This window comes from Pseudoalteromonas sp. JC3, assembly GCF_030291895.1.
In the GTDB taxonomy this organism is placed as follows: domain Bacteria; phylum Pseudomonadota; class Gammaproteobacteria; order Enterobacterales; family Alteromonadaceae; genus Pseudoalteromonas.
Map to the genome: position 1 here is coordinate 1,463,381 of NZ_CP127855.1, position 25,739 is coordinate 1,489,119.

General features: G+C 45.2%; 14 protein-coding genes. 2 read left to right on the forward strand and 12 right to left on the reverse strand.

The features are described from left to right. Position 1: 1 nt before the first annotated feature. From QSH61_RS06000 to QSH61_RS06035, 8 genes are all read right to left on the reverse strand, one after another. A complete protein-coding gene (locus tag QSH61_RS06000; RefSeq protein ID WP_010604079.1) occupies positions 2-391 on the reverse strand; it encodes a YbaN family protein in 390 nt (129 codons plus the stop codon). Next, positions 388-978 (reverse strand): biliverdin-producing heme oxygenase, encoded by a 591-nt coding sequence (locus QSH61_RS06005; protein ID WP_010604078.1) that lies wholly within the window; start codon positions 976-978, stop codon positions 388-390. The genes QSH61_RS06000 and QSH61_RS06005 overlap by 4 nt, the downstream gene beginning before the upstream one ends. Before the next feature lie 67 nt (positions 979-1,045). Further along, positions 1,046-3,775 carry a TonB-dependent receptor gene (locus tag QSH61_RS06010; protein WP_206471270.1) on the reverse strand — a complete coding sequence of 910 codons (2,730 nt, stop codon included), beginning with the start codon at positions 3,773-3,775 and terminating at the stop codon, positions 1,046-1,048. 84 nt (positions 3,776-3,859) lie between these two features. Next, entirely contained in the window at positions 3,860-4,825 is a 966-nt protein-coding gene (locus QSH61_RS06015; RefSeq protein WP_102056417.1) for a FecR family protein, read from the reverse strand. A gap of 10 nt (positions 4,826-4,835) precedes the next feature. Continuing rightward, complete coding sequence (locus tag QSH61_RS06020; protein WP_010604075.1) at positions 4,836-5,306, reverse strand: sigma-70 family RNA polymerase sigma factor; 471 nt, start codon at positions 5,304-5,306, stop codon at positions 4,836-4,838. A gap of 208 nt (positions 5,307-5,514) precedes the next feature. Then, complete coding sequence (locus QSH61_RS06025; protein ID WP_174168500.1) at positions 5,515-6,717, reverse strand: iron-containing alcohol dehydrogenase; 1,203 nt, start codon at positions 6,715-6,717, stop codon at positions 5,515-5,517. 78 nt (positions 6,718-6,795) lie between these two features. Continuing rightward, complete coding sequence (gene ygjK / locus QSH61_RS06030; protein WP_206471275.1) at positions 6,796-9,135, reverse strand: alpha-glucosidase; 2,340 nt, start codon at positions 9,133-9,135, stop codon at positions 6,796-6,798. Positions 9,136-9,231: 96 nt separating this feature from the next. Then, positions 9,232-9,978, reverse strand: a complete 747-nt coding sequence (locus QSH61_RS06035; protein ID WP_010604072.1) for a substrate-binding periplasmic protein — start codon at positions 9,976-9,978, stop codon at positions 9,232-9,234. A 180-nt stretch (positions 9,979-10,158) separates the two neighbouring features. On the opposite strand from QSH61_RS06035, the gene QSH61_RS06040 reads away from it, so the two are divergent. Further along, entirely contained in the window at positions 10,159-10,674 is a 516-nt protein-coding gene (locus QSH61_RS06040) for an acyloxyacyl hydrolase (RefSeq protein ID WP_045961557.1), read from the forward strand. Between the two features lie 169 nt (positions 10,675-10,843). Then, positions 10,844-12,079 (forward strand): MDR family MFS transporter, encoded by a 1,236-nt coding sequence (locus tag QSH61_RS06045; RefSeq protein ID WP_206471271.1) that lies wholly within the window; start codon positions 10,844-10,846, stop codon positions 12,077-12,079. A gap of 75 nt (positions 12,080-12,154) precedes the next feature. On the opposite strand, the gene QSH61_RS06050 is transcribed toward QSH61_RS06045, so the two are convergent. From QSH61_RS06050 to QSH61_RS06065, 4 genes are all read right to left on the reverse strand, one after another. Continuing rightward, positions 12,155-13,225 carry a hypothetical protein gene (locus tag QSH61_RS06050; RefSeq protein ID WP_206471272.1) on the reverse strand — a complete coding sequence of 357 codons (1,071 nt, stop codon included), beginning with the start codon at positions 13,223-13,225 and terminating at the stop codon, positions 12,155-12,157. A gap of 75 nt (positions 13,226-13,300) precedes the next feature. Next, a complete protein-coding gene (locus tag QSH61_RS06055; RefSeq protein WP_102056422.1) occupies positions 13,301-14,353 on the reverse strand; it encodes a hypothetical protein in 1,053 nt (350 codons plus the stop codon). A 191-nt stretch (positions 14,354-14,544) separates the two neighbouring features. Next, positions 14,545-15,783, reverse strand: a complete 1,239-nt coding sequence (locus QSH61_RS06060) for an NAD(P)/FAD-dependent oxidoreductase (protein ID WP_206471273.1) — start codon at positions 15,781-15,783, stop codon at positions 14,545-14,547. Positions 15,784-15,911: 128 nt separating this feature from the next. Further along, a complete protein-coding gene (locus tag QSH61_RS06065; RefSeq protein WP_286123466.1) occupies positions 15,912-25,739 on the reverse strand; it encodes a non-ribosomal peptide synthetase in 9,828 nt (3,275 codons plus the stop codon).

Sequence of the window (25,739 nt, forward strand, 5' to 3'; positions counted from 1 at the left end):
ATTACACACGCTTTGATGGTCTGGAATAAATATAAGACATTACTGCGATCTTTATACTGCCAACTACACAGGCCAACCAGGCTGCTGGTGAGAGCAAAATAAGTAAAGCATAGCTCGCTGTCATGCCCACTGTTGCCATGACTTTGGCCTTGAGCGGTATAACCCTGTATTGCTTCCATTGCGTTAATGAAGCGCCAAACCTTGGGTGATTTAGCAGCCACAAGGCAAGCCTCGGAGAGGCTTTTGAAAAGCACGCCAAAGCCAGAATAAAAAACACAGTGGTTGGCATGACGGGCAAAACAATACCAATAACACCGAGGGCTACAAATAGATATCCGCATAGCAGTAGGGCTATTTTCTTATAGTTGGCTAAGGCGGCTTTAAACATCATGAATAAACGTGTGCCTGGAATGCTTGGAAACGGGTGAATGCCTGACGAGCACCTTCAATTAGCGCCTGTTCTTGCTGTTCGCTCAATTCAATTGCGTCTATGATTTGCACAAGCTCTCGCCAAGCGCTGCCGCGACCGGCTCCTGGGCCTGCTAAATATCGAGCGCCGTGCTGCGCATCAAAATTGAGCTTGGCCCCAACTTGTTTACCCAGCATGGCTGCACCGACCTTTGAGCCCTCAACCACATATAGCCAGCCGAGCGCTCTGGCGACGTCGGTATTATTGGTTACTTCTGGCATTAAGTAGGGAGTAGGGATGGTGGTTTCAAGGTCGATAAAGTCTTGCTCAAGCAAACCTAAGCGGCGGCGCGCGGCCAAATCAGGAATAAGCGCTAATAATTCTGGGTGTTCATAAAGAGCGCTCACATCTTTTAAAAAATAAAACTGTAATCGCAAGAAATCGAGATAGCTTTGTGTATTGGCGAATGGGTCTTGCGCCATAATGGATTTGTCTACATTGTCGTGGGTATCTGCAGTTGCATGTTTTAAGTTTTGCGCTCGAGAAAGTGCAGAGGTAACGGTAGTCATTGATGCTCCAAGGTGATGTAAAAATATAGCGCTGTCTTTAAGCAAAAGTACAGCGCCTAAGTGTTGATTAAAGTTTGATTTCTAAGCCAATCGAAATGGTTTGGCCAGGTTCTGGCATCGCGACGATTGAGCCGCTTGAAACTTTATACTGATCGGTCAAGTTGGTGATCGCTAGGTTGCCTTTGATGCTGTCGCTAAAGATATAATCAAGATAAAAGTCGAGCTGATAGCCTGCTGGAATATACTCAAGCGCAGTTACTCCAGTCCCTGCCAAAAAGCCGCCCGGGTGATGTTTCTCAGCGTGTTTTTTGTAAGTAAAACCCGTATCAATTGTGTCGTTAAAGAGTGTCATACCAAGCGTTGCGATATAGCTTTTTTCAGGAGGCACACGAAGTGGTGTTAAACTCCCCGCAAAGCCGGTCGTATTACAAGTATCGACACCTGCAGCCTCGGCCATTAAGCGTGAGCACATTTTGACGTCGGTGTACTTTGTGTAAGATAACCTGCTGTAAAATAAGTCACTTTGGTAATGAAGACCAAATTCCGTGCCAGGCAGTTCAAACTTATCATAGTTGGTAAAGGTGAACTTTTGATCCCATGAAGGTGCGTCGGGTTTAGGCAAGAAGCCTGTTGCCAACATACTTTCAATATTGGTGTAGAAGTACTCCGCCGAGATAATTAGCTTATCCCCGTGGCTGAGTAAGTTGCTAAAGTCACTCTCAAAGCCAATATCATACGATTTCGTTTTTTCAGGGGTGATCGGGTAGTCACTAGAGTAGGAAAACACCTCATTAGAAACTGTTGTTTCGTACAGGTTTGGCATTCGATATGCGTTGCTATATTTGGCTTTAATAACTGTATTATCAAGCAGTTGATAATTTGCTTGTACAGTCACATCCGCTTTGGCATCAAATGTAAGTTTTTCGCCTGTTTGATAGTCCTCGTTGACCGAGTCATGAAGGTTTACGTTCAGTGCAAACTCTACAGGCGCAAGATCGATATTGGCATTGGCGAATAATGCACGTTTTGTTTGTTTGCCATGTCGTGAAGTGGCTTTTAAATTGAAGTCAGCAGGGTACCAGTCTCGATTAAAATTGTCTTTCCAGTCTTTATGAGGGCTTAATTTCTCAACCTGCCAAGATAGACCATAAGTCAAAGTAATCGGTGTACTTGCCAGCGATAATGCAGAGGTATTGAATGCACTTATCCCATGACGCTTATTATTATAACGGTGAAAATATTGCCCCGCATTTGCTCCCAGGTTACTGCCAAGCGCATTATATTGCTGTAACCTTGCGCTGGTACGCCAAACGTTAACACTAAGGTCGACTAATGAGTTATTACTCGGTAAAAAACGGTATAACGCACTGGCACTGTTTACCAGAGCAGAGCCTGGAGCCCACTGCGGCATGGTTTCTACGCCTTCTGGAATTTCTTCGGACATCCATTGTTCTTGGCCATTTTCATCGATCACCTTCCAAAACTTGGTGTCACCGGCTCGTTGTTTGTACCAGTAGGTGGCCAGCATTTCTCCCGCTTCTTGCTTATGGTAGCGTGTATTCACCTCTAATGATTGTTCGTCCGTAAACGCATAAGTTAGTTTGGCAAGATATGAGTCGCTTTCAAAGCTTGTATTGACGACTTCGCCATTTTGGTTAACTGGAGGTGGGATCTGGTCGACTACTGTTACTTCGTCATATTGCCCCTCATGATCAGTTGAAGGCACCCAACGTACATACTCCACGGTTTCAACAAAGTCGTCAAAGCTATTTTTACCAGCAAAGTAGTTACCAACCTTTTTCTTACTATAAGCGAGTACCGCTTGTAAGTTATCCTGTTGATAAGCGGTTGCTAGCGTAAACCCGCCGCCTGCAAAGTCGAGTGTGTCATTGTGGTTGCTGATTTCATAATAACTTTGCAGGCCAAAGCTCTCTGGTACTTCAGGTGTTTTATTGTTGTTATGCGTATTTACCTTAACTAAAGCGCCAAAACGCTTACCGTCTTGGAGAATATCTTGCGTGCCCAATGTTCGGATATTGACTGTTCCGCCGATTGCACCTGAGCCGAAAGGTGATGCTTTGGCCGATGCGCCTTTTTCGACATTAACCGAGCTTATCAAGTTTGAATCGATATAGGTTCTGTCAGACGAGCCCATATAGCCGCGGTTTGTGTGCGTTGATTGCAAACTACCGTCGATGAAAATCGGCACTCGACCTTCGCCTTGCACGCCGCGAATACCAATATCAAGTGCGCCAGCTTCGTTTCGAATATTGTTTGCCTCTATACCAGAAAACGTTGAGAAAATATCCGAGTTAGATAAACCCTTGGTTCGAGAAATCTGTTCACGATTAAGATTGAGTTTATCGCCTTTGACCGTGATAACTTCAATATTATCTTGCGGATTTGGTGTTTGGCTGTGCTTTGCCTTTTCCTGAGTATTATTGGTTTTGCTTTTTACAGGCGCTGACCCGTTAATCGCCGCTTTAATAACGATGTTGTTGTCGATAATGCTCGCTGTTAGCTGGCTACCTTTTAGTGTGCGTTCTAGTGCCTCGGTTAAACTTACCTCTCCTTTAAGTGCTGGGGCTTGCAGGCCATTTAATAGTTTCGCATCGGCAATTAGATTCATACTCGCAGCTTCAGCTACCTGGGTTAAGGTATGGCTAATAGGTTGCTGCGTAAGATTAAATTGATATAAAGCAACATGACTCTGCGCGGTTGCAGGCAGGCTCAGGCTAAGCCCGAGTGCAAATGCTAAGGGAGTGAGTCTTGTGTTTAAAACAGAGCGAGTTCTCATTGTTATGCGTCCAAATAAATTACCTAAGATGAAAACGAATGAGAATGAGAACTCCTCAATAAAAATTTGAATATTTTTATCTCATCATCGAGAATTAACTATAACTATATGATTGTTATACTCTTTAACTTCTACAGGGAGAACATGTGGAAGTAAGTTTAAAAAGCTTTCGAGCTCTGATGCTACAAAAGTACCCGAAATAACCAATTGCTCAGTTGATTGAGCGCTTAAGGTGTAACTTATCGCATGATGTCGTTTAAATTCCTCAAGTGCTTCGTTAAGTGGTGTATTGTCGAACACGAGTCGTCCTTGCTTAAACGCATCAACGAGATTGAGGTTTGGATCAAACTCAGCCTTGACAATGCCGTCACTGTCCACGACCGCCATTTGACCTTTTGTCAGCGTTATTTGCTGATGTTGGCTTTGCACGTTTACACGGCCATGATCCACCACAATGCGAACGCTATTGGGTTTTTTATCAACAGAAAAGCGGGTACCTAATACGGTAATTTTTGTGCTACCGGCGCTGATAACAAATGGACGGCTTTTGTCACTGGCAACGTCAAACAATACGCGTCCACTGAGTAGTTTATTACTACGCCGATTGCCATCAAAATCAATAGCGAGGGAAGTTTTGGCATCTAAGGTCAGTCGAGATTGGTCGGGCAGTGAGATATTGCGTAATTCGCCTCGTGCTGACTGATAGCTGGCGTGAAAGGTGTCTTTGTTTACTTGAAAGAACCACGTTTGATAGCCAAAGAAACTCAACGCAAAAAGTGCAAAGCATGCAGCAATGGCGAAGTACCGCTGAGTTGTCTTTGATTTAAGCTTCGAGTGTGTAATTGGATTCTCTAATTGTGCAATGTCTTGATCTGAAAATTGCGATAACAGTCGCTCAATCTGTTTACTTTCTTGATAGGCTGTTTGGTGCGCACGGTTCTCACCAAGCCAACGATTGAGCGCTTGCTGCTGCGTTTTACTGAGCCCTTGCCTTTCGAGTTCCAGCCAGTGGTTTACTTGCTGCTGTATTGATACATTATGACGGTCCATTGCGATTCTCTTATTGTTTTTGTAATGCGTTACGGCAAGCGAGCATGGCAGTTGCCAAGTGTTTTTCGACCATGCTGACAGATATCCCCATTTGCTCTGCTATTTGTGGCTGGCTTAAGTTTTTAAATTTATAGAGCACAAATGCTTGCTTAGTTTTTAGGGGTAAGGAGTCGATACTTCGATTAAGTAATGCCAGTTGTTGTTGACTTGCAAGCTTAGCCTCAGGCTCATAATAACTTGGCGCGACTAATTCGAAGTCGTCGGGCTCAGCAACGGTTTGATTTTTGCGATACTGATCAATCACAATGTTTTTTGCGGCTTTAAAAAACAGCGCGCGCTCTTGCGTGTTATCCTGCTTTGGATTGCTGCTTTTATAACTTAGTATTCGGGTATACGCCTCTTGGACTATATTTTGAGCCTTATCTTTGCACCCCACTGAACGAGCGATATAACTTAATACTTCTGAGTAATAACGTTCCAAAATACACCAGTTTGCTTTTCAAAAGTCGCGCATACTAGCATTAAAAATTGTTATTGAGAATTGTTTTTGTTTGCGTTTGTTGGCTTTTAACTGTTCGTTAATAGGCTTTATGTTTTTAGTGCTTTTACTTGATGTTTTTTTGTAAGATTTTGAAAAGTTTGTATTTATTTTAAATTTCTTTGAGTCAAAACACTAAACAAAGTGCTTATTAAGGCGTAGGAGCGATACCTTTTATAATGCGTTGGCAGGCGCTGGGATCCATAAAATGGGGCACCGGATAATCTGGATGTGCTTCTTTTAGCGCCAGCTCTGCGAGTAGCGCGGCATCATCAGGAAGTACTTCGGCGAGCGTGGTTTGAATCTGTAAATCAAGCAATAAGCGCTTGATGTGCTCCAACAGGTCGTCCGCTTGGCGTTCGACGGGATAGTCTAACGAGGTTAATCCACAGTATCTGGCGATGAGCGCGAGTTGCTGGTTAATGCGCTCGCCATACCAGGTTAGCACGGGCATGAGTAACACCGCATTGGCAAGCCCGTGTGGCGTACCATATTGAGCGCTCAATTGGTGTGAAATTGCATGTACGTAGCCGACAGAAGTTCTGGTAAAAGCTTGTCCTGCGTAATGGGAAGCGAGTAGTAGTTGCGCCCTTGCTTCTAGATTTTGTGGGTCTTGTTGTGCTTTGGGTAAATATTCAAAGATGGCTCTACAGGCCTCAAGAGCACGGCCGCGGCTAAACTTAAGACAGTTAATGCTCAGTAGTGCCTCAATGGCGTGGGTTAGTGCATCAATTGCCGTAGTCGCGGTGATATGTGCAGGCATACTTGTGGTTAATTCCGGTAATAATACGGCATGGTGCGGCACTAAACAAAAATCAGTCGCGGCATATTTGGCGTGATTGCTAGGATCGTTAACAACGGCGGCAACGGTGGTCTCCGAGCCGGTTCCTGCGGTTGTTGGGATCGCGATATTCGGCGGTAGGCGTTTTAAGACTTTAAACAACCCTTTGAGTTTAGTCACCGGTTTGTTCGGCTTGACAGCTCGAGCACCGATCAGCTTGCCCGTGTCGAGTACCGAGCCACCGCCAAGCGCGATAATTGCTTTACACTGATGCTGTTGGTAGACCTTTAGACCATCTTCAACGTTTGTTATGGTTGGGTTGGGTAAAACATCTGCGTAATAATGCGTGACTAACTCTGACTCACGTAGTGTGTTTTCCACAACCTGATGCAAGTTGAGCTTGAGCAGCACTTGGTCGGTCACGACTAAGACGTTATCTCCATTTTTTAACCCCAGCGCCTTAATGGCGTCTAACAGCCCCGTTTTTCCCTGATGTAATTTGGGATTCGGGATCCCGATAAAAATAACAATGCACTTTAGGGCAAAATGGTAAATACGGTAAAACCAACTCATTGCGATCCGTCTAATTTTGTTTTTGTATCATTTAAAAAATGTAGACGGTTCATCACTGAATTGCTAGCAAATTTTCGGCTAGTTTGTAGTGATTTGCTGTGAAACTGGCATTTCTTCTTTAATTGGTGCTTTGGGCTTGTCCATCTCAAATGCTTCTATCATCAGCAAAATATGGGCCGCGCTCCATGAAAAGTTCGGTGCACCTTGCTGCTCGCCGGTGAGTGGATTGTAGTTTTCGCGAATAGGCGCGTTTTGCAGCAGACCATCCGCATTTTGCATAAATCGATCAAGCAAAGTATTCGCTTCAGTTTCATAACCATAATAACTTAGTCCCATCAAGCCAAAATACAATTGGTCAAGCCAGACACGACCACGCCAATAGATGTTTGCGCCAAATGCAGGGTTGGTCTGGGATGCAGAGCCTAGAGGAATATAGGTGTTGAATTCACTGGAGCTGAGCATTACTTCAGAGACGCGTTTAGCATGATACGCTGTTGCGACCTGATTAAAGAGCGGAGCCCAACCTTCCGGGCCACGACCACGTTCAATGATAGGTTTCCCTGCACAGCCATTTTCAAGCGGTGATGGGGCAATACGAATATCGTAGTAGTATCCGCTGTTATCTTCGAACATGCAGCGGTTAATATAATCGGCGATCTGCTTTGCTTGTGCTGAAAAGGCTTTGGCTTCCTGCGGCTTAGCCAAGATATTGGCGATGGTACTCAAGTTTTTGGTATCAGAATAAAAATAACTGGCCCCATCAACCGACTCTTGCATCAAAGAGTAGCCTAGCAGGTGACCTTGGGCGTCCTTATTGCTAGCAAATTCGACTTGCCAGTCTTTAGCATCGCCACCTTGTTTCACATAGATCTCAAGCTGCTGTGGTGAGATAAAACCAAAGTTAGCAGCATCGTCTCTTCCAGATTCCCATGACGCTGCGGTCTGTGCGGGAATACTTATCTGTTTACCCTGTGCCTGCGCATCGCGATAGGCTTTTAGCCCAAAATGGGCATGCTTTTGCTTTCCTTCATGTAGATAAAATAACAATTCACCCGCTTGATTATTATGGTGTTTATCTATGGTTGCACCGAATTCTGGAATACCATTTTGGTTGTGATCACGGTTGCGTAGCCACCAATCACGATAGGCGACAAGTTTAGGGTAAATTTGTGCAAGCCAAGCTTTGTCTTTGCTGGCATGGTAGGTATTCAACACCGCCCAAGCGGCCAGCGAGGGTTTTGAATTCCGTTCGCTCCAATTACCCCCATCGCCACCGCGTTCTGGTGGCAGGTTATAACCAATTAAATCGGGTAATAAGCCTTTATCTTGGGGTCTCACAGGATCGTTAGCTGCTATTTGATAGGAAAATACGGCATCAATGTTGGCCTTGGCTAAATCTGGTGCAAATAGTCTCAGCGCTGACGCTTGTTTCCAACTGTCCCAAGGCCAAGTTAAATTGCCGGAAAACCAGCGAGCAGTGACCGAAGGCGATACGGTATCAAACACGATTGCCCCTGCGGGAGAACGCCAGTTACCAATGAGGGTTTCAACGGCTTTTATCGCCAATGTTTGTTTATCTCGTGGTAAGGTTTGATAGCGTGCTAAATAGCCCATCCAGCGAGCTTTAGAGCGTTGCCAATACGTAACAGGGGATGAGAGAATTTCGGCAACGGCCTTTGCTGTTTGTATGCGTTCCTGTTGATTGTGGACATAACTTATGGCGGTATAAAACTGCAGATCACCAGAGATTTGTGTCTCGCTATAATAACGGTTGTTTGCCACCACATTTTTGAAAGGGATTGTGCGGGTGATTGAGTACTCGTTGCTACCAGAGGTCAGAAGCGCCCACGGATCGCGAACACGACCAAAAGTGGTACTGATCCCACTTTCGCTGGCAACCATGGTTGGAGCGAGCTTAGGGTATTGTTGGTCCAGTGCTTGTTGTTGACTAAGTTGGTGGAGTAATTTGCCGTCCAATTTTAAAGTAAGTTGTTGCTTTGTATGAATAGTGGTTTGAATAAGAGAAACACGCTCGCTAACAAAGCGTAAGCGGAGCGTCACCGTCGCGAGCTCATGTCTAAGCGTTTGCACCAGCTCTCCGGGCAGGCTGTACTGCGCTGCATCAAATTGCAATTTGATATCACCGTGAAAAACCTGTAGGCGCTCAATACGTTCAAATAAATAGGTTAAATACTCTTCGGTGATAATCGCGTTACCCGTGAAACCACCATATTCCGCAGCGTTATCAGGAAGTAAGTGACCATGCCATGCGCCGTTATCAAACAGTGGTGAATAGGGACTATGGCCAAACTTGTCTGCGGGCTTCATTACCTGAGGGTGACCAAAGCGTGAAACCGCGTTGATGATTTTTGGGCTTGCGTGTGTTTCGCATGCTACAAAGAGCACGAGTAATACCATTCCTGTGAGTACTTTCATTTGTTGTTTTTTGAATAAAGTATACAATTTTGAAAATGCTATCACAGCGACGTACAAAGTTCAGTAGCAAACGATGAATTACTCGTCAATGGGGCAGCCGACATCAACCTTTTTGCGTTGCATCTGCACTCGTTCAGCGGCGGCGCGCAGCCGATTTATATACTCTGGAGGAGCGCTCGGGTTGGCGGTTAAATAGAGGGTTTTACTTAACTCAGGGACTTCTAGCACTTTGTCCCATTGCTCCACTAAACCCATTCTAGCAGCCATTCTATCTACAAAATTTTCGGCACCAAAAATAAAGTCTATTCTGCCTCTTTCAAGCAGCTCACCTGCACGACTAAAACTGGTTACTGATAGCATATTCTTATCGGCGACAAAGCCTTGTGCTTTTAAATAGTTTTCGGAGAGTTGATCAGCCGCAACAGCGACAACATGTTGTTTGATTTTCCATATTTCCCACACCTGCTGATCGGCAATATCAGCACGCTTATAAAAGGCGACCTTTAGCTCACAAAGTGGCGCAATCCAGATATGGTTTTCTTCACGTTGCTCCGTTCTGGCGATCGAGTAGAGCAATGAATAAGGGGATTTTTTGGAGAAGGCTTTTGCGCGAGTCCAAGGCAACATATAAATTTGATAGCTTAGCTCTGCTTCCCACATAATGAGGCGTACGATATCAGTGGCAAGCCCAGTAATGGTGCCGTTCTTTTGCTCTATCTGGTACGGAGGAAAATGCTCGGTATAGATATCTACTTTTGTTGGTGCTGCGGCTAAGGCACTGAATACACTAAATATCCCTATAACGCTCCCAATTATATACTGCATACCACATTCTCAAGATCGTTTTTAATAGTATAACTCATAATTTGTTATTGGTTTTGGTTAAATTAATGTACCCATTAAAATTCCATATTGGTGCTTAAATGGCAATTATTATATGGTCTTTTGGTGTCTTTTAAGAATTAAATAACGGCGTAAAATTGCCCTCGTTGTAGAGGAGTCGTTATGCGCTTAGTTTTATTCTTGCTTATGTTGTTTGTGTCTACTTACTCACATGCTAGTGAAGTTGCAGTTGATTATGTGATGGGAGAGGGGGATGTAAAAGGACTGCGGCTTGGGTATCGTCCCTTGCATTATAGTTTAGCGGATTATGGTTTTGGAGAAGGTGCCTATGTTTATTTTGAGCTGAGCACCAACTATTGGGAATACGGCAAACCAAAACGCTCAGACACGACGTTTGCCATTGCATTGTCACCAGTGCTTAGTGTTCCACTGACCGAGTTTGCTGGAAAGCCGGTAAATTTTGAGTTTGGAATTGGCATGACCTACGTCAGTGATACTCGATTTGCGGGTAAAGACATTGGTGTTCACTATCAGTTTGAAGACCGCATTGGACTTAGTGTTAATTTGAACCCCAGTACTAAAGTTGGGATCCGATATCTGCATTATTCTAATGCTGGTTTGAGCGACCACAACCCCGGTCTTGATTTTTTAAATGTGTTCTACGTTAAGCGGTTTTAACGCTTAATTTCATTGAGTTAGTTTTATCTCCCTTTGTGATTTCAAGGATGAAATTTTTTCTTCATAAAATTCCAGTATCCAAGATAATAGAATGCAGTTAAACGCTTGACCTAAACTAAGGTTTAGGAATTAGGGTTCTGCGTAAATCAATAATAATCAAGGAACATCAATGGAGAATAGCTCTGCAATTGAGCGGTTAAAGCGCTTTACACCTTTAGTTTGGGTAATGCTTGTTGGTAACTTTTTCGTTCGCGCTAGTTACTACATGGTATGGCCTTTTTTGGCTGTTATTCTTTACGAAAATTATGGATTGAGTGCAACAGAGGTCGGTTTATTGCTGACGGTGTCAGCGACTTTTGCCGTATTTTTGGGGTTTTATACGGGTAATCTCGCTGATCGCTTTGGTCGCACCAAAATGCTCTACACGGCAGTGTTTGTTGGTGTGATTTCTTTTTCACTGTTGGCTGTGGCTGAGTCGTTGTGGTTGTTTGCAACCTCAGTGTTTTTAGCTTGTCTACCTAGGACGCTTTGGGATGCGCCTAGTAAAGCGTTGCTTACTGAAGAACTTGCCGACGCAAAAGACAGAGAGCTTGCACTGCATTTACTCTATTTTCTCGTGAATGTGGGAGCGGCTTTAGGACCATTGTACGGGCTATGGGCGGGGCTTAATGGTGAGCAGTTTAGCTTTATCTATACTGGCATTTCGTATATTGGTTTGTTGCTCGCGCTGCTTTACTTTAAACCTAAACTGAGTGAAGCGCAGACTTTCGCTTTGCAGTCTGCCGCTCAGTCAGTGCCGAAGTTTGCAAAATGGCTGGGGATCTTACGAAAAGATAAAGTCTTTTTAATTGTGCTCATCGCTACAACTTTAGTGTATTTGGTTTATGCGCAATGTGACTCTAGCTTAGTGCAGTATTTGACGCGTGCAGAGGTCCCCGATCTGGCTTGGCTAATTTCTAGCTTAATCATCGCAAATTCTAGTGTGATCATCGTTTGTCAGTTTCCATTACTACATCTGATGCGTAATTGGCGTATTGAAAATAGGCTCTATGCGGGTGGCGTGATATTGATCATTTCACAAGTCATGATGGCCTTGAATGATGTACACAATATTTGGGGATGGATTGCAGCCATGATGGTGTTGAGTCTGAGCGAAGCAATTATGTTTACTAACATCAATGTCTATATTGACAGGTTGGCACCAGATAACCTGAAAGCTAGCTATTTTGGTGCTGCTGGCTTGTGTTCATTAGGGTATGCATTAGCGCCCATTTTAGGCGGACTTATTTTAGATTTTTACTCCGGTATGATGCTGTTTATCATCATGACCTTAGTATCTATCACCGCACTTGGGTTTTATCGCATTGCTGAGCTGAAGCCTAAGACGACGGCTGAAGCGATATAGCTTAGCTAACTCGGTGACCTAAAAAGGGTCACCGTTTGTTTTTATGCTAATTATCCGAAGCAAAGGTTAGTTACTTTACTTACCTGCCATTTTTTGCAAGTAACCCAGACGTTGACGCTCGGCAGCCGAGGGCTTATATGGGCGCTTCTCCAGTGCGTCAAAGTAGAAATCAGTGATGTGGTATTCGGTTATTTTGCTATCACCAAACTGCGCAAGCTCTCCCGGCATTGGCGACATTCTCTCAATCACAAATGTCTTTAACGTGAATTGGGATGGGCCGGATTTAGCTGAAAAAGGAGCAAGCACCGACTGATGTGCTTTTAAGTTGAATACCTGTTTCCCTTCGCTTAACTTTTGCTTTTCAACCAAATGACTGATTGGTGTGCCATCGGGAGTAAATAGGTTTGCACGGATACGATAAGTACCACTTTGCTTTACTTCAAGTTGCAATGGAATTATCAAGTCAGCTTGCTCGGGGTAAGGTTCAGCAATGGCGAGCAGTGTGGCGCTGGGTTGGTAATAGCGGATACTTGCTGTTAATGCAACGGCCTTAGCCGAGTTTGGTTTAGCACGCACAACAACATTCAGCTCTTGAGGCCATGTCGTCTCGCCATCGACTGCGCCAAGCCAAATACCATTAGACTCTTTGAGGCGGGTGGTAGATAAGGTTTGCTGCGATGTAGGGTCAAGTATCGTTGCGGTTGCATTAGAAAATTGACTACCAGATAAACTTATCTCGATAGTAGCGGGGTGTACAAAGCGATATTGATTCAGCGACAAAGACACTTGTTCGTTGTTTTCTTCTATTGGCATTTCGATGGCATAGAAATGATTTGGATTGAGCCTATCAAAATCACCTTTGCCAAGGGGCTGTGAATAAGGCGCTAGAGAAATAGTATATTCATAGTGTGCCGCAGCTGATTGCGCAGCTTGTGCCAGTGGTAGCGATTCGATGAGTGATTGTTTTTGTGTTATCGCAGTTTTAGGTGTGACTGGTGGTGTTGTTGGTGGTGTCAAAATAGGTGTGGTGACTTGTGGTGTTGCTGCTAACTCAGTTGAGGGCAGAGCTTCGCGCTGCAAGGCAAAATATCCTGCAGTGATACAGATCACAATAAGAATGGCGCTAATCAACAAAAACTTTTTCATAGCAATACTCGGTTAATATAAGGAACTGCATGGAGCAGTTCCTTGGGTATAGAAATTAGCAAAATAACTGTTAAGTTACAGTGAGTTTAGTATTAACTGTGAAAAACTTTGTGAGTTAGACTCGCTAACATAACGGTAAGTTTTTTTCCAAAACCAGCTACCCGTTGTTTCTTCATAGGTGTTGTAGCTAATCGTTTTATAACCCGCGTTAAACTGAGTACGAGCCGCTGTTACTTTGCCTTGGTATCCAGCATCTGGCAGGTTACCGTGGCTATATTCCGCGCTCATTAGTAGTGGATAGTGATATGGCATAAAGCTAGTTACTGCATCATCTTGGGAGGCTAACTGACCGTTGATAGCAACGCTTGTACTACAACTACCAAAGTCACCTTTTGCTGATGCACCACAAGAAGAGTGCGTTGATACAACACCATCGTCGTTACCTGGTAAGAAGCCTGAAGTTAGGCCGTAATAGTCGCTTGCATCAGCAACAAAGCGTAGGCGAGGCGCATTGTCACTCGGATACTGAGCAACTTGTCGCGCATTATTTACTTTTAAATCCCACATGATGCCAAACTCTTCAGGCATGCTGCCCAGCCATGCCTCAACTGCTTGGCGAGTTAGTTCACCTACTACACCACCAGAAGTCGCAGCGTTGATAGCTGTGTCTGCGAGTTCGCTTCCGCCACCCGCGCCAGCAAGGTCAAAAGTAGCAACGATATTAAGTGGTTGAAGGCCCGCATTTTCAAGCCAAGTTGCTTGGTTATCTAAGATATAGCGCGCGACTAAATCACCCGTTGAGTGGGTAACAAAGACACAGCCAGGATTACAAGTGCCATTTTCTGCAAATGCTTTTAGCTTTGGCCAAATATAATCTGTTGCGATTTTGCCTTGCAAACGCTCATAAGAAGGCCAATCAATACGCTCATCAGCGTGGTTTATCCAAAAAGATGACCAGTATTCTTCACCTTCAAGTTCGACATTGGTGCTGTTAGGGCGGTTAAGTTGGTCCGCTTGAAAGCCATGAATTAGAATTGTTTTATATTCTGAGGCCTGTGCGGGAGTTGCAAGTGCAGTGCCTGTTAATAACGCTGAAAGTGCAGCAGTGTATACAAAGTTAGTTTTCATTGTCTAAGTCCTTTAAAGCGCCAAGTGCCACATCTATGGTCGGCCTACAACAAAATTCCCCACTTTGTTTAATCGCAAATAAGGGAAATTATAGGCATCGCACAACTACTTTCACTACTACTGAAACGCATCTTTGTTAGTATATTATGTGGCGTGAGAAGCTATTCCCACGCCGGTCTAAAAAGCTAAAATCACGCCATTTCAGGGTTATTATGGAGATCAGATAGCAAGTTCAAAGTTTTCTCGCTGCGGTTTACAAATGGGTTAGTCTCATCCCATACATAGCCCGCAAGCACAGAAGTGATTTGGCTCTTAATTTTTTCAGGCTTGTTGTTTGAGAAAAATAGGCGGCGCAAACGTCCGTCGTACCAGCCTTCAATGTAGGTGCGCATGACAGCAATACCTTTAAGCATATGCGCCTCATAATCTTGCTGCCAATCTGCTTCCTCGCCATTTAACTGAGCGACTATGAGATCAGCGGCGCGCGCGCCTGACTCAATGGCAAACATAACACCGGCTGAAAATACAGGGTCAATAAATTCACTGGCGTTACCGGTTAGGACAAAGTTTTTGCCGAACAGTTGTTTAATACCTTTTGAGTAGCCTTTAATTTCCTTTGGCTCCATACACAGCGCCATTCCTTCCAACATTGCTGACGCATGTTGATCGCGAGCAAGGTAGGTTAAAAAGCGTGTTTTAGCATCGCCCTCTGCACTTTCCAAATACTCAGGGTTACCAACAAAACCGACTGAAACACGACCGTCAGAGAAAGGTATTAGCCAAACCCATACATCCTCTTCGTGAACCAGAATCGTTACTTTATTGTTTTCAGCCCCAGTTTCTATGCCATCAGCTGGTTTAAATTGCGCGAACAAAGTTGCGCGAGTTGGCGCTGACGAAGGTTCATTTAAGTCAAGCAGGTTTGCGAGTACTCGGCCATAGCCGCTTGAGTCAACAACGAATTTGGCTTGAATTTCCTGCACATCACCTGCCTCATTGACTACTTTAATGATAGGCTCTTCTAGATCCATGTTGGCATCGACTACTGAAGTGCCAAATTCGATAGGGGCACCCATTTTTTGCACTTCTTCAGCCAGTACATTGTCAAAGTCATCTCTTGGAACTTGCCATGTCCATGTCCAGCCGTCGGTGTAATTTTTAGAGAAATCAAAAAACTCCTGGAAGTCATCTTGTTTAAAATTAGCACCGATTTTCTTTTGGTAATTGCGTGCAACTAACGCATCCATAAATCCAGCATCTTCCAAATGCTGCATACTTTGTGGTAGAAGACTTTCACCGATGACATAGCGCGGAAAGTGGCTACGTTCAACGATCTTCACGGTTAACCCTGCTTGAATTAGCTTTGCAGCGGTCATTGTCCCAGCAGGTCCAGCGCCGATAATAAGTACATCTACATTTTCCTTAGCCATTTTGTAATTCCTTAATCATATATTGTGAGAAAATGTGGCAATTAATTAATCCTAGAGTGAAGAGGGGAGCTCCCTTTAATGCCTCACTCTAGAAAAGCTAATTTAACATTATATTAACGAATAAAATGTTAAAGAGTGTTCATAATTTCTGACATTTTTATTAAGTCTTCCGGTGTTTTTACCCAACTGTTGTGCGACCCTTTCATGGTGAACACTTGAACCTGACTGGGTTGCATTGCTTCTTCGATAAGATTTTGATTCTTATCAAGGTATCGGTTGATTATATGACTGGAAAGTTGCAACTCTAGGCTATCCGACTGAGCCACTTCAACCGCACAACCAGCACTAAATAGCGTCACCTTTGCGGTGCTAGAAAATGCCGGATCATTTTGATAGTTGTAATTAATTCTATCGGGTTCAAGATGACTGAACTCTGGGTGTAGAGCAAAAACTTCATCGTGCATCGTGGCATAGTCAAAACAAGGGTCGACGAATACCAAGTGTTCGACTGTGTCCCCCTCATTTTGCAGCAGTTTGGCAACCTCAAGTGCCAGCGTTGCGCCAAAACTCCAACCAAAAATCCGATAAGGACCACTAGGCTTTAGCTTTTTAAGATGAATAGCATACTGCAACGCCAATGTTTGGAACTGATAATAGTCATAGGCGAGCGAGCCCTTTGGTTTTTCCTGTGCGGCGTAGATGTTATTGAAGCAATAACAAGGCGCGGAAATCTTGGGAGCAATGGATTGCAAGTAACTCTCAGCACCACCGCCACCCGGAGGGAAGAAAAACCATTCAATAGGAGCATCGGCTTCATTCACCAATACGCCGATCTCAATATCGCTTAGGGTTTTTATGCCTTGGGGGCTTGTTGCTGTAATCGAATGTGAAACGACGGCTCGAAGGGCAGCATCGAACTGCTCTATGAATGCGGTGGTTTGCGTCTCATCTAACTGACTTGCAATGCTCACTTGCAGTTTCATTTGACGCACTTCGGCATTAACGATGAGTGCCATTTCATCCTGATTATCCTTGCTGCTGGCATCGCCTGAGTGTGCATTTAGCATTCGTATGCCCTGATCTTGTGCATCATTGTTGCTATCAAGTTGTCCCAAGTAATTAAAGCTAACTTTAGGTAATTGGCTGAAGGAAAATTCCCCACGTCTGACCAATTCGCTGAAGCCTAGCCCTTTATCTGGAATGGCACGAAGCGTTTCTTTGCTTTGAATAATCAGCGTCGATAAATCCGTGTCATTTTTCAGGGCAACCGGAAACATGCTAGTAAACCAGCCTAGTGTTCTTGAGGTATCAATATGGTCACTCAGATGTTCTCGGCCGTGGCCTTCTAACGTGAGGTGGCAATAGTTTGTAGCAAAGGTATTGCACCAAGCCCGAGCAAACGCACTCATTAAGAGATCATTGATTTCTGTGTTAAATCCAGCAGGAGCAAGGCGTAGCAATTGCTCAGTAAGCTGAGTATCAAATTGATGCGTAAGACGCTGTTGTGATTTACCGTAAGGTATGTTTTGTTGTGTGCTTAGCACGTTTTGCCAATACGGTATTTGTTGTTCAAAAGGATGCTGGGCCACAACGTCTGACCATTGGCGATAACTGCTGGTTTTGTCGTTTAAGGCGCCGCCTTGTAGCAAGCGGCTTAAGTCTTCGACCAAAATACGCCACGAAACACCATCAATCACAAGGTGGTGAACGATAAGTACGAGTCTAGTTAGCGGCGTATCATCGCTGAGTAAAACCGGTTGCCACAAAGCTCCTGAACCGAGTTCAAAACGGGCGTGTATTTTGCTCAACGCCAGTCCAGTTTGCTGCTCATCAAGCCCCAAGGTGTCCAGATGGATAAGCTTTGGTGCTGGGCACGCTTCAATACTTTGATATTGGGATTGCCAAGTCTCGGTTTTGCTAAACTGAGCACGCAACATGTCATGTTGCTGATGCAGCTGCACGAGTGCACGCTCCAAAGTATCTAGCGCGGTATTGTGCGGAAGTGCGAGCATGACCGACTGATTAAAATGCGCTTTATGACGGTAGTGGGAGTTGAGGAACCATTGCTGGATAGGTAATAACTTGATTTCTCCGCTGAGCTCACCTTGTTCAGCCACAATTTCTACCTGTTCATTATTTGCCAAAAATGCACAAAGCGCTTCTAGGGTTGGATACGTAAATATGTCTTTGGTCGACAGCGAATAGCCAGCACGTTTGAGAGCCGACATGAGCTGAATACTCATAATTGAGTCCCCACCGATATGGAAGAAGTTATCTTCCAAGCCAACCTGCTTAATCCCCAAAACAGCACACCAGATTTTAGCGATATGCCGCTCCAGTTCTGTGTTTGGAGCATGGAGGGTCTCAGTTTGGCTAAAATCGGGCTGCGGTAGTGCTCGGGCATCAATCTTGCCATTAACCGTAACGGGTAGGGCGTCTAATGTGACGTAGGCACTTGGCAGCATATAACTCGGCAGCATGTGAGAGAGTATTTGCTTAAGCTTTGCCTCATCCAGTGACTCAGTATTTGCCATGACCAAATAGGCCACGATACGTTTGATCCCATCTTGTTCATTCACGTTTACAAACGCAGTATGAATTTGCGGTTGTTGCTTAATTGCAGTTTCAATCTCGCCAAGTTCGATGCGGTAACCACGAATTTTCACCTGGAAATCATTACGACCAACATACTCTAATAAGCCATCTTTACGCCATTTAACCAAATCTCCTGTTTTATACATTTTGTTCCAACCGCTTGCGAGATACCTATCCGATGCGAACGGATTAACTAAGAATGCTTGTTCGGTTAAATCTGACCGGTGTAAATAGCGTCTTGCCATACCCGCGCCGCCAATATAAAGCTCTCCTGCCACGCCTGGTGGAAGTATTTTGCCAGCAGGCGACAACACGTAAGCAGATTTATTGGCAATAGCGCGGCCAATAGGGGCTCCGTGATTTACAGTGTTGAGTAAGCAGCAAGTAGCATAAACGGTGGTCTCTGTTGGGCCATAGGCGTGGTAAAGCATCAGCTCTGGCGCTTGATGCTTTACTCGCTCAACCATAGCTAAGTCGACTGCCTCTCCACCAAAATTAATCTGTTTAAGTCCGGCGTGTAAGAAGAAGTCTTCGTTAGCTAAACGATTAAATAGCGCAGTGGTTACAAAACACGTATCAATCTGCTGTGCTTGGCAGTATTCAATCAGTCGTTCTGGATCAAGTTGAGTCTGTTTATCTATCAGGTGTAGTGCTGCGCCATTACTGAGTGTGACAAAGCAGTCAAAAATAAACGCGTCGAAGCTAATACTCGATAAGCTAAGGACCTTGCTCAGTTGTGTGGGATCGATAAAATGGTCGTCCGTGGCATAGTTTAATAGTGCCGCATGGTTGATTTCTACGCCTTTAGGGTTACCTGTGGTACCAGAGGTATAGATAATATAAGCCAAATCAGACGTGCTCACCGATACCGCTTGGTCTAAGCTTGTTTCCTCCATTGGTGCATCGCTGAGTACATGTGTCAGTGAGGCAAGTGTTGTACTCGCAACTCTATCCACTAATCCCGATTGGGTGACCACGATTTTCGCACCACAGTCCTTGGCAATATATTCAATCCTTGAGTCAGGAAATTCCGGTGATACAGGAACATAACCACCGCCTGCTTTAAGAATAGCGAGGATCGCAACGATAGAGTCCAACTGTTTTTCATGCAGCAATAAGACTGGGAAATCACCTTGATACTCGTTGCCGTAAATCTCAGCCTTAATCACCAATAATTGCTGGGCAAGCAGGCAAGCCTGGCGGTTGAGTGCTTGATAGCTTAGTGCTTCATCTTGCCAGACCACAGCGGTTGCATCCGGGAATACGGCGACTTTTTCACTAAATAAGTCGTTGAAGTTCTCGAAGCCACATGACTGGCGCTCGGTTTCATTCCACTCGTTGAGAATACGGGCCTTTTCCACTGTATTAGCAATTTCAATGTGCTGATGCGGTAAGAGAGTATTGTCAGCGACTTGCTTGAGGATAAGTAGCAGTTGAGATTGCAGTTGTACGGCACGTGCAGGCGAAAGCAATCTGGCATCGTACATCAGCTCAAGTTGCAGCTCTCCTTGCTCCTTTGCTATCAATGCAAGTGGGTATTCAACTTGCTCTGGTGCTGCGTCAAACTGCCAACGAGCTTGTTGTGCCTCTGCTTGTTCATTTTCAAGGCTTGGGTAGTTTTCGAAAACGACTAGGCTTTGGAATAGCCGATTACCACCTTGTTGCAGTGACGCAAGTGACACATTCGCATGGCTATTTAAGTCCAAAATGGCAGTTTGGATCTTCTCGAGTTGTTGCGCGATGGTAGCATCTGTAGGCCAATCAAGATAAAGCGGTAGCGTATTGATGTAAGCTCCAACACTTTGCTCTATGCCGTCAATTGGTAAGTCACGACCTGCGATAGTTGTACCTACTAAAGTAAATTCGTCGCGAGTATAGATTTGGATAAGCTTATGCCAAGCAAATTGTACCGCAGCATTGAGCGTGACAGAATGTTGCTGACATGCTTGCTGCAACTTACTTAACATCTCGTTTGGTAGGGAAAAATGCAGCGCCTGCGGGTCATGATTATGACGGAGCGTTTCTAAATCTGTTGAGTGACTAAACAGGGTGTTAAGATCGTTTGCTTGTGATAAATCAGCGACATGATATTGCCAAAATGCTTTGGTGGCGGCCTGATTATCTCTTAGGTAAGCATGGGCATCTAAATAGGCGTTATCCACCTGTAAAACAGGTTCTCGACCTTGTAGTAATTGCGTATAGTTCTGGTGAACGGTCTGCATAACTAACGGGCCACTCCAGCCATCACAAATGCTGTGATGCTCTGTTTTTATTAGGTGATAATGCGCTTCACCGCGTTTTACCAAATGCAGTGTAAATAACCCCGGTCTTGCAAAATTAAAGGGCTGATTTAGCACTTGGTTTGCAAGCTTTTCTATGTGTGCTTGTTGTTCTGCTTTTGAGTATTGACTGATATCAATCACGCTAAAGTTATCTTCATCAACACAGGTGTGATCCACGATAAGTTGCAGCATGGTTTCTTCAACATCAAAAGCACAGCGCAGCGCTGGATATTGCAGCGAGGTTAGTTGCCACGCACGACAGTAAAGCGCAGTGTCAATTTTATCGAAATACTGCATCTGTGACTGCACGCGATAGGCGGTATCTTCTGGACTATTAAGCTGGTGGAAGATAAAACCTTGCTGCAAGTTTGTTGCGGGATAAACCGCGGCTAGGTCGTAACGTGTGCGCAGTGCATCTAAGTGGGCGAAGCTGACGCCTGTCAGGTTATAGTCGCTCGGCGTTTGTTTGGCGCCAAGCGCTTCGGTATACAATGCCGTGTCCAGCACCGCTTGTAGACTGGCAGTGAACTGACTTTGGAATAGGGCAAATTCGGTTTCAGACAACGCCGTGGTGCAATTTAAGACAAGCTGACCATGAATAATTGCCGCGTTGATATCAAGAACGTAATGACCGTTATTTTCGCTTGCGACTGGTTGACCTGTAATAGCTTCAGTTAAGTAGAAGTCACCATTGGGTTGCTGCGTTTTTGTGCCACCGATTTGGCCTAAATAGTTGAATGCAACGGTTGGTAAAGTCCCCGCCACTTGTTTGGAAAAATAGAATTGACCAAAACCAACGCCATTGTCTGGCAATTTACGCAGCTGCTCTTTGGCATTGACTATAGCGCTTTCGAGACTAGAACCCGCATGGAGTGCTAGTGGATATAATGACGTAAACCAGCCTACGGTGCGTGAATGATCTATATCTTCGGCGATGTGTTCACGACCATGTCCTTCAAGCGCAATAACCTGATCATTACTACCAGTGATATGAGCTAGAGTTAGGGACAGTGCGGCGACGACAAGGTCTCGAGGCTCTGTGTGGTAGCCTTGATTAGCGTCAAACAGCAGCGTTTGTGTAAATGCAGAGTCAAGTTTAATTACTTGGTTTCTCGGTGTACTATTCGCTGTTAAGTGTGTTTGACAAGTATCAAGTACTTCTTGCCAGTAATCGATTTGTTCGGCTTGAACATGTGCATATTGGGCTAAGGTCTCAACCCATTGACGATAGCTTGAGGTTTTTTGCGCCAATTTTTTGCCTTGATAAAGGCTATTTAAATCCTCAATTAGGATCCGCCAAGAGACAAAGTCAATGATCAGGTGGTGGAAGGCCAGTACCAATACATCTTGGCTTTGGCGTTTGACACGAATTGGCTGCCATAAAGGGCCTGAATTTAACGCAAACTGTGACTGCAAGCGAGTTAATTGCTTGGCAAGCTCGTCGTCACTAAGTGTGTCTGCATCAAGTTTAACTAGAGGTGCCATGGTATTATTTTGTTGGTACTGCTGGGTAATGTGCGCCGTCTTTTGATTGAAAACAAGGCGTAGCACATCATGTTGCTCAGCAAGCTCGGACAATAGCTCAACTAATCTCTCATTACTGATTGCGCTTGGCATTACAGTGGCAAAAGTTTGGGCAAAGTGTGCGGGGTTAGCAAACTGATTTGCGAAGAACCACTGCTGGATAGGCAGTAGATCGAACTCGCCTTCAAGCTGGCCTTGTTCGGTTTTTATCGTAACCTTCTTGTCGCCATTCGCACTGATAAGCTTTGCCAGCCGCGCGGGAGTTGGGGCGGCAAATATTTCTTTAACTTGTACCGTTAATCCTGCTTCTCTTAAGCGTGAAACCAGCTGAATACTGACAATTGAATCGCCGCCGATTTGGAAGAAATTATCCTCAATCCCCACTTGCTCAAGGCCAAGTACCTGTTGCCAAATCTCACAAAGTTGGGTCTCTAAGGCATTGCGCGGTGCCACATAGAGGTTGTCGGCTTGAAGCTCTGGCACGGGGAGTGCTTTGCGGTCAAGCTTACCGTTACCCGTGAGTGGAATATGCTCGATTAGAGTAAAGTGACTGGGCACCATGTATTCAGGTAAAGCAGCACTTAGGGCGAGCTTTAACTCGGTAATTTCAAGGTCAGGCTCTGCGACAAGATAAGCGGCCAGCGCTTTGCCTTGCGGTGCAGGCACGTCAATCACCACAGCGTTTTGTACGCCTTGTTGGTCGACAATAGCAGCGGCAATCTCGCCTAGTTCGACACGATAACCACGAATTTTCACCTGCTCATCGTTACGACCGAGATACACCAAGTCGCCGTTGTCTAGGAAGCGGGCAAGGTCACCGGTTTTGTACAGCTTGCTATGGGCGGGGTCGTGACTAAATGGATTATCAATAAAGCGCTCAGCATTGAGTTCAGGGCGGTTTAAGTAACCCCGGGCAACCCCAAGGCCTGAAATATATAACTCACCCGGCGCACCAATGGGCATGGGCTGCAGCGACTCAGACAACACATGAAGATTAACGTTAGGGTAGGCTTTACCTATGCCTTGATGAAGGCGAGGATAGGCCTGCGCGAGCATCGCACCGACTGTGGCTTCCGTTGGGCCATATTCATCGAAAATAGCGTTCACATGGTCGCTTAACGCATCAATGGCCTGCTCGGTCAACGCCTCACCACCGAGCATTAGGGCATCAACTTGTGCATCGCTGCCAGGCAATAGCGCCATGGCAAGACTCGGTGTGGTTTTCACAAAGCCAACGTTCGCGGCATTTAGGTGAGCTCTAAAAGCGGCGGCATCAAGAATATCGCCTTCATAGACACACACCGTTTGTCCAGCAAGGAGCGGGCATAAGGTGGAGGTCACCGACAGGTCAAAACAGTAGTTAGAAGAAAAGTCGATATTACGATACTTGTCACCTAACTGGCGGGTTAAGGCGTGAAGATAGTAAAGCACATTGTGCTGCGTGAGCATTACGCCTTTTGGTTGTCCGGTTGTCCCTGAGGTGTAGATGATATAAGCCAAGTTAGCCAACGCGGTTGGACGCACTAAGTTCTCGTGCTCCACCGCCAGCGCATGGGTGTTTACGCCGAGCGCCTTCACACCGAGCGCCGCCGCTTTTCCAAGCACAGGGTTAAGTGACGGCAAGTGGCTTTCCTGGGTTAGCACTAAGTCGGTGTTGGTGTCAGTTAAAATAAACTCAACCCGAGCTTCTGGGTAATCTGGTGAAACAGGCACATAGGCACCACCGGCTTTGAGCACGGCCAAAATAGCAATAAGCATCTCGCTACTGCGAGAAAAGTAGAGGGCGATAGGGGTATCGGCAGGCAATAGGCCAGCTTGGGCTTTGGGGTGCTGAGCAAGGATTTGCTGTGCAAGGGCATTGGCTTTACCGTTCACTTCGGCATAAGACAGCGTTTCACCGCTGCTGGTTAACATGGCCGTCTGCTCAGGGGTGTTAGCGGCGTGCTGCTCTACTAAGCTGGCCAAATCTTTGTCGGTGGTAAACGACTCGGCGTTGTTGTGCCAAGCACGGAGTGTGTCAGTCTCAGTTCTATTTTGTAGGGCTACTTTTGCAAGTGGCTGTGCGGTCTTGGCGATCACTTGATCGATAATATTGATAAAGCGCTCAGCAAGAGTTGCGATCCAGTCACTAGGAAATAGCGCAGTGGCGTAGTTAATATCACCAAATACTTCTTCGTCCCCATTTTGTAGCAGCAAACTAATGTCGAACTTTGCCACTTTATGGAGCGCTTTTACTTGTGACTCATCCACAGGCGTAAACAGCTGTTGGCTGCTGTCGTCGCTGTTATTTTTAAATTGCTCAAGCGCAAACATCATTTGAAATAGCGGGTGGCGAGACGGATCCCGTTGTAATTTTAGGGCGTCGACCAATTTATCAAATGGCAGATCTTGGTGCGCCTTTGCCGCTTTTAGGGTTTGGTGCACTTGTTGGATTAAGGTATTAAAGTCGAGTGCGTTATCAATATGAACTGGCAGGGCTAAGCTATTGACCAAAAAGCCAATAAGATTTTGTGTCTGGCTTAGGTGACGGTTGTCAGATGGCGTACCTATGACTAAATCTGACTGACCGCTGGTTGCTTGTAATGTCAATGCCCAGCTGCTGAGCAGTACTACATAAAGACTGGTTTGTTGCGTTTTGGCTATGGCCTTTAGGGCTTCGCTTCGTTCCTGACCCAAATGAATACGGTGGTCGGCACCGTGATATTGATATTCATTTGGCCTTGGTAGTGGCGAATGTAATTCAAGCTGCTCAGCGCCTGCAAGTGCATCAGTCCAGTGGTCTAAAAGCTTAGTTAAGGTATCGCCGCTGAGGTACTCGCGCTGCCATTTTGCGTAATCTTGGTACTGTAACTCAAGCGCTGGTAACTCAAGCGCTGGTAGCTCAGGCGTTATGCCTGAAGCTAGCATAAAATAGGCTTGGTGTAGTTCACGCATAAAGATTTCGGTGGACCAGCCATCAAAAGCAATATGGTGCCACATAAATAGCACGTAACGTTCAGCGCCTAATGTCCAACAGCAAACCTTGAACATAGGCTCATTGGCTAAGTCAAATGGTGTACTGATCGCTTGTTTAACAGCCGTATTAAGCGCAGCTAAGTCAGCCACAGGGCTAGGCGTAATCTCAATACAAGCGCTCAACACTTCTTGATAGTCGTGGCCTTGCTCGTCTTGACGATAGACACTGCGAAGGACTTCGTGCCTATCTAACACGATATTCAACGCTTGTTCTAAGTGTGCAAGCTCGGTGTGCTCAGAGAGTTTAACCAAAAACGGAATATGATAAGCGTTGGTGCCATTTTCTAAGCGTTCGATAAATAATAAACGCTCTTGCGCAAACGAAAGCGGATAGCGGTTTAATTCTGGCAGTGTATTAAACGCATCCTTTGAAAAAATTGCTTTTGCTTCAAGGTAATCCATTAGCTGCGTTTTGTTTGACTTTAACTTTGCAACAAGCGCAGCATCTGGCGCTTGCGCGCCAAATGACAGCTCTAGTCCGCCGTCTTGCAACCAGATTGAGAGATTGTGATCTTTCAGTTCAGCGAGCAATGACAACAT

Excerpts from the sequence above, each read along its gene's own strand:
- QSH61_RS06000 (WP_010604079.1), bottom strand. The coding sequence starts at position 391 with ATGATGTTTAAAGCCGCCTTAGCCAACTATAAGAAAATAGCCCTACTG.
- QSH61_RS06050 (WP_206471272.1), bottom strand. The coding sequence starts at position 13,225 with ATGAAAAAGTTTTTGTTGATTAGCGCCATTCTTATTGTGATCTGTATC.
- QSH61_RS06015 (WP_102056417.1), bottom strand. The coding sequence starts at position 4,825 with ATGGACCGTCATAATGTATCAATACAGCAGCAAGTAAACCACTGGCTG.
- QSH61_RS06040 (WP_045961557.1), top strand. The coding sequence starts at position 10,159 with ATGCGCTTAGTTTTATTCTTGCTTATGTTGTTTGTGTCTACTTACTCA.
- QSH61_RS06005 (WP_010604078.1), bottom strand. The coding sequence starts at position 978 with ATGACTACCGTTACCTCTGCACTTTCTCGAGCGCAAAACTTAAAACAT.
- QSH61_RS06025 (WP_174168500.1), bottom strand. The coding sequence starts at position 6,717 with ATGAGTTGGTTTTACCGTATTTACCATTTTGCCCTAAAGTGCATTGTT.
- QSH61_RS06065 (WP_286123466.1), bottom strand. The coding sequence starts at position 25,739 with ATGTTGTCATTGCTCGCTGAACTGAAAGATCACAATCTCTCAATCTGG.
- QSH61_RS06010 (WP_206471270.1), bottom strand. The coding sequence starts at position 3,775 with ATGAGAACTCGCTCTGTTTTAAACACAAGACTCACTCCCTTAGCATTT.
- QSH61_RS06035 (WP_010604072.1), bottom strand. The coding sequence starts at position 9,978 with ATGCAGTATATAATTGGGAGCGTTATAGGGATATTTAGTGTATTCAGT.
- QSH61_RS06045 (WP_206471271.1), top strand. The coding sequence starts at position 10,844 with ATGGAGAATAGCTCTGCAATTGAGCGGTTAAAGCGCTTTACACCTTTA.
- QSH61_RS06055 (WP_102056422.1), bottom strand. The coding sequence starts at position 14,353 with ATGAAAACTAACTTTGTATACACTGCTGCACTTTCAGCGTTATTAACA.
- QSH61_RS06060 (WP_206471273.1), bottom strand. The coding sequence starts at position 15,783 with ATGGCTAAGGAAAATGTAGATGTACTTATTATCGGCGCTGGACCTGCT.
- ygjK (WP_206471275.1), bottom strand. The coding sequence starts at position 9,135 with ATGGTATTACTCGTGCTCTTTGTAGCATGCGAAACACACGCAAGCCCA.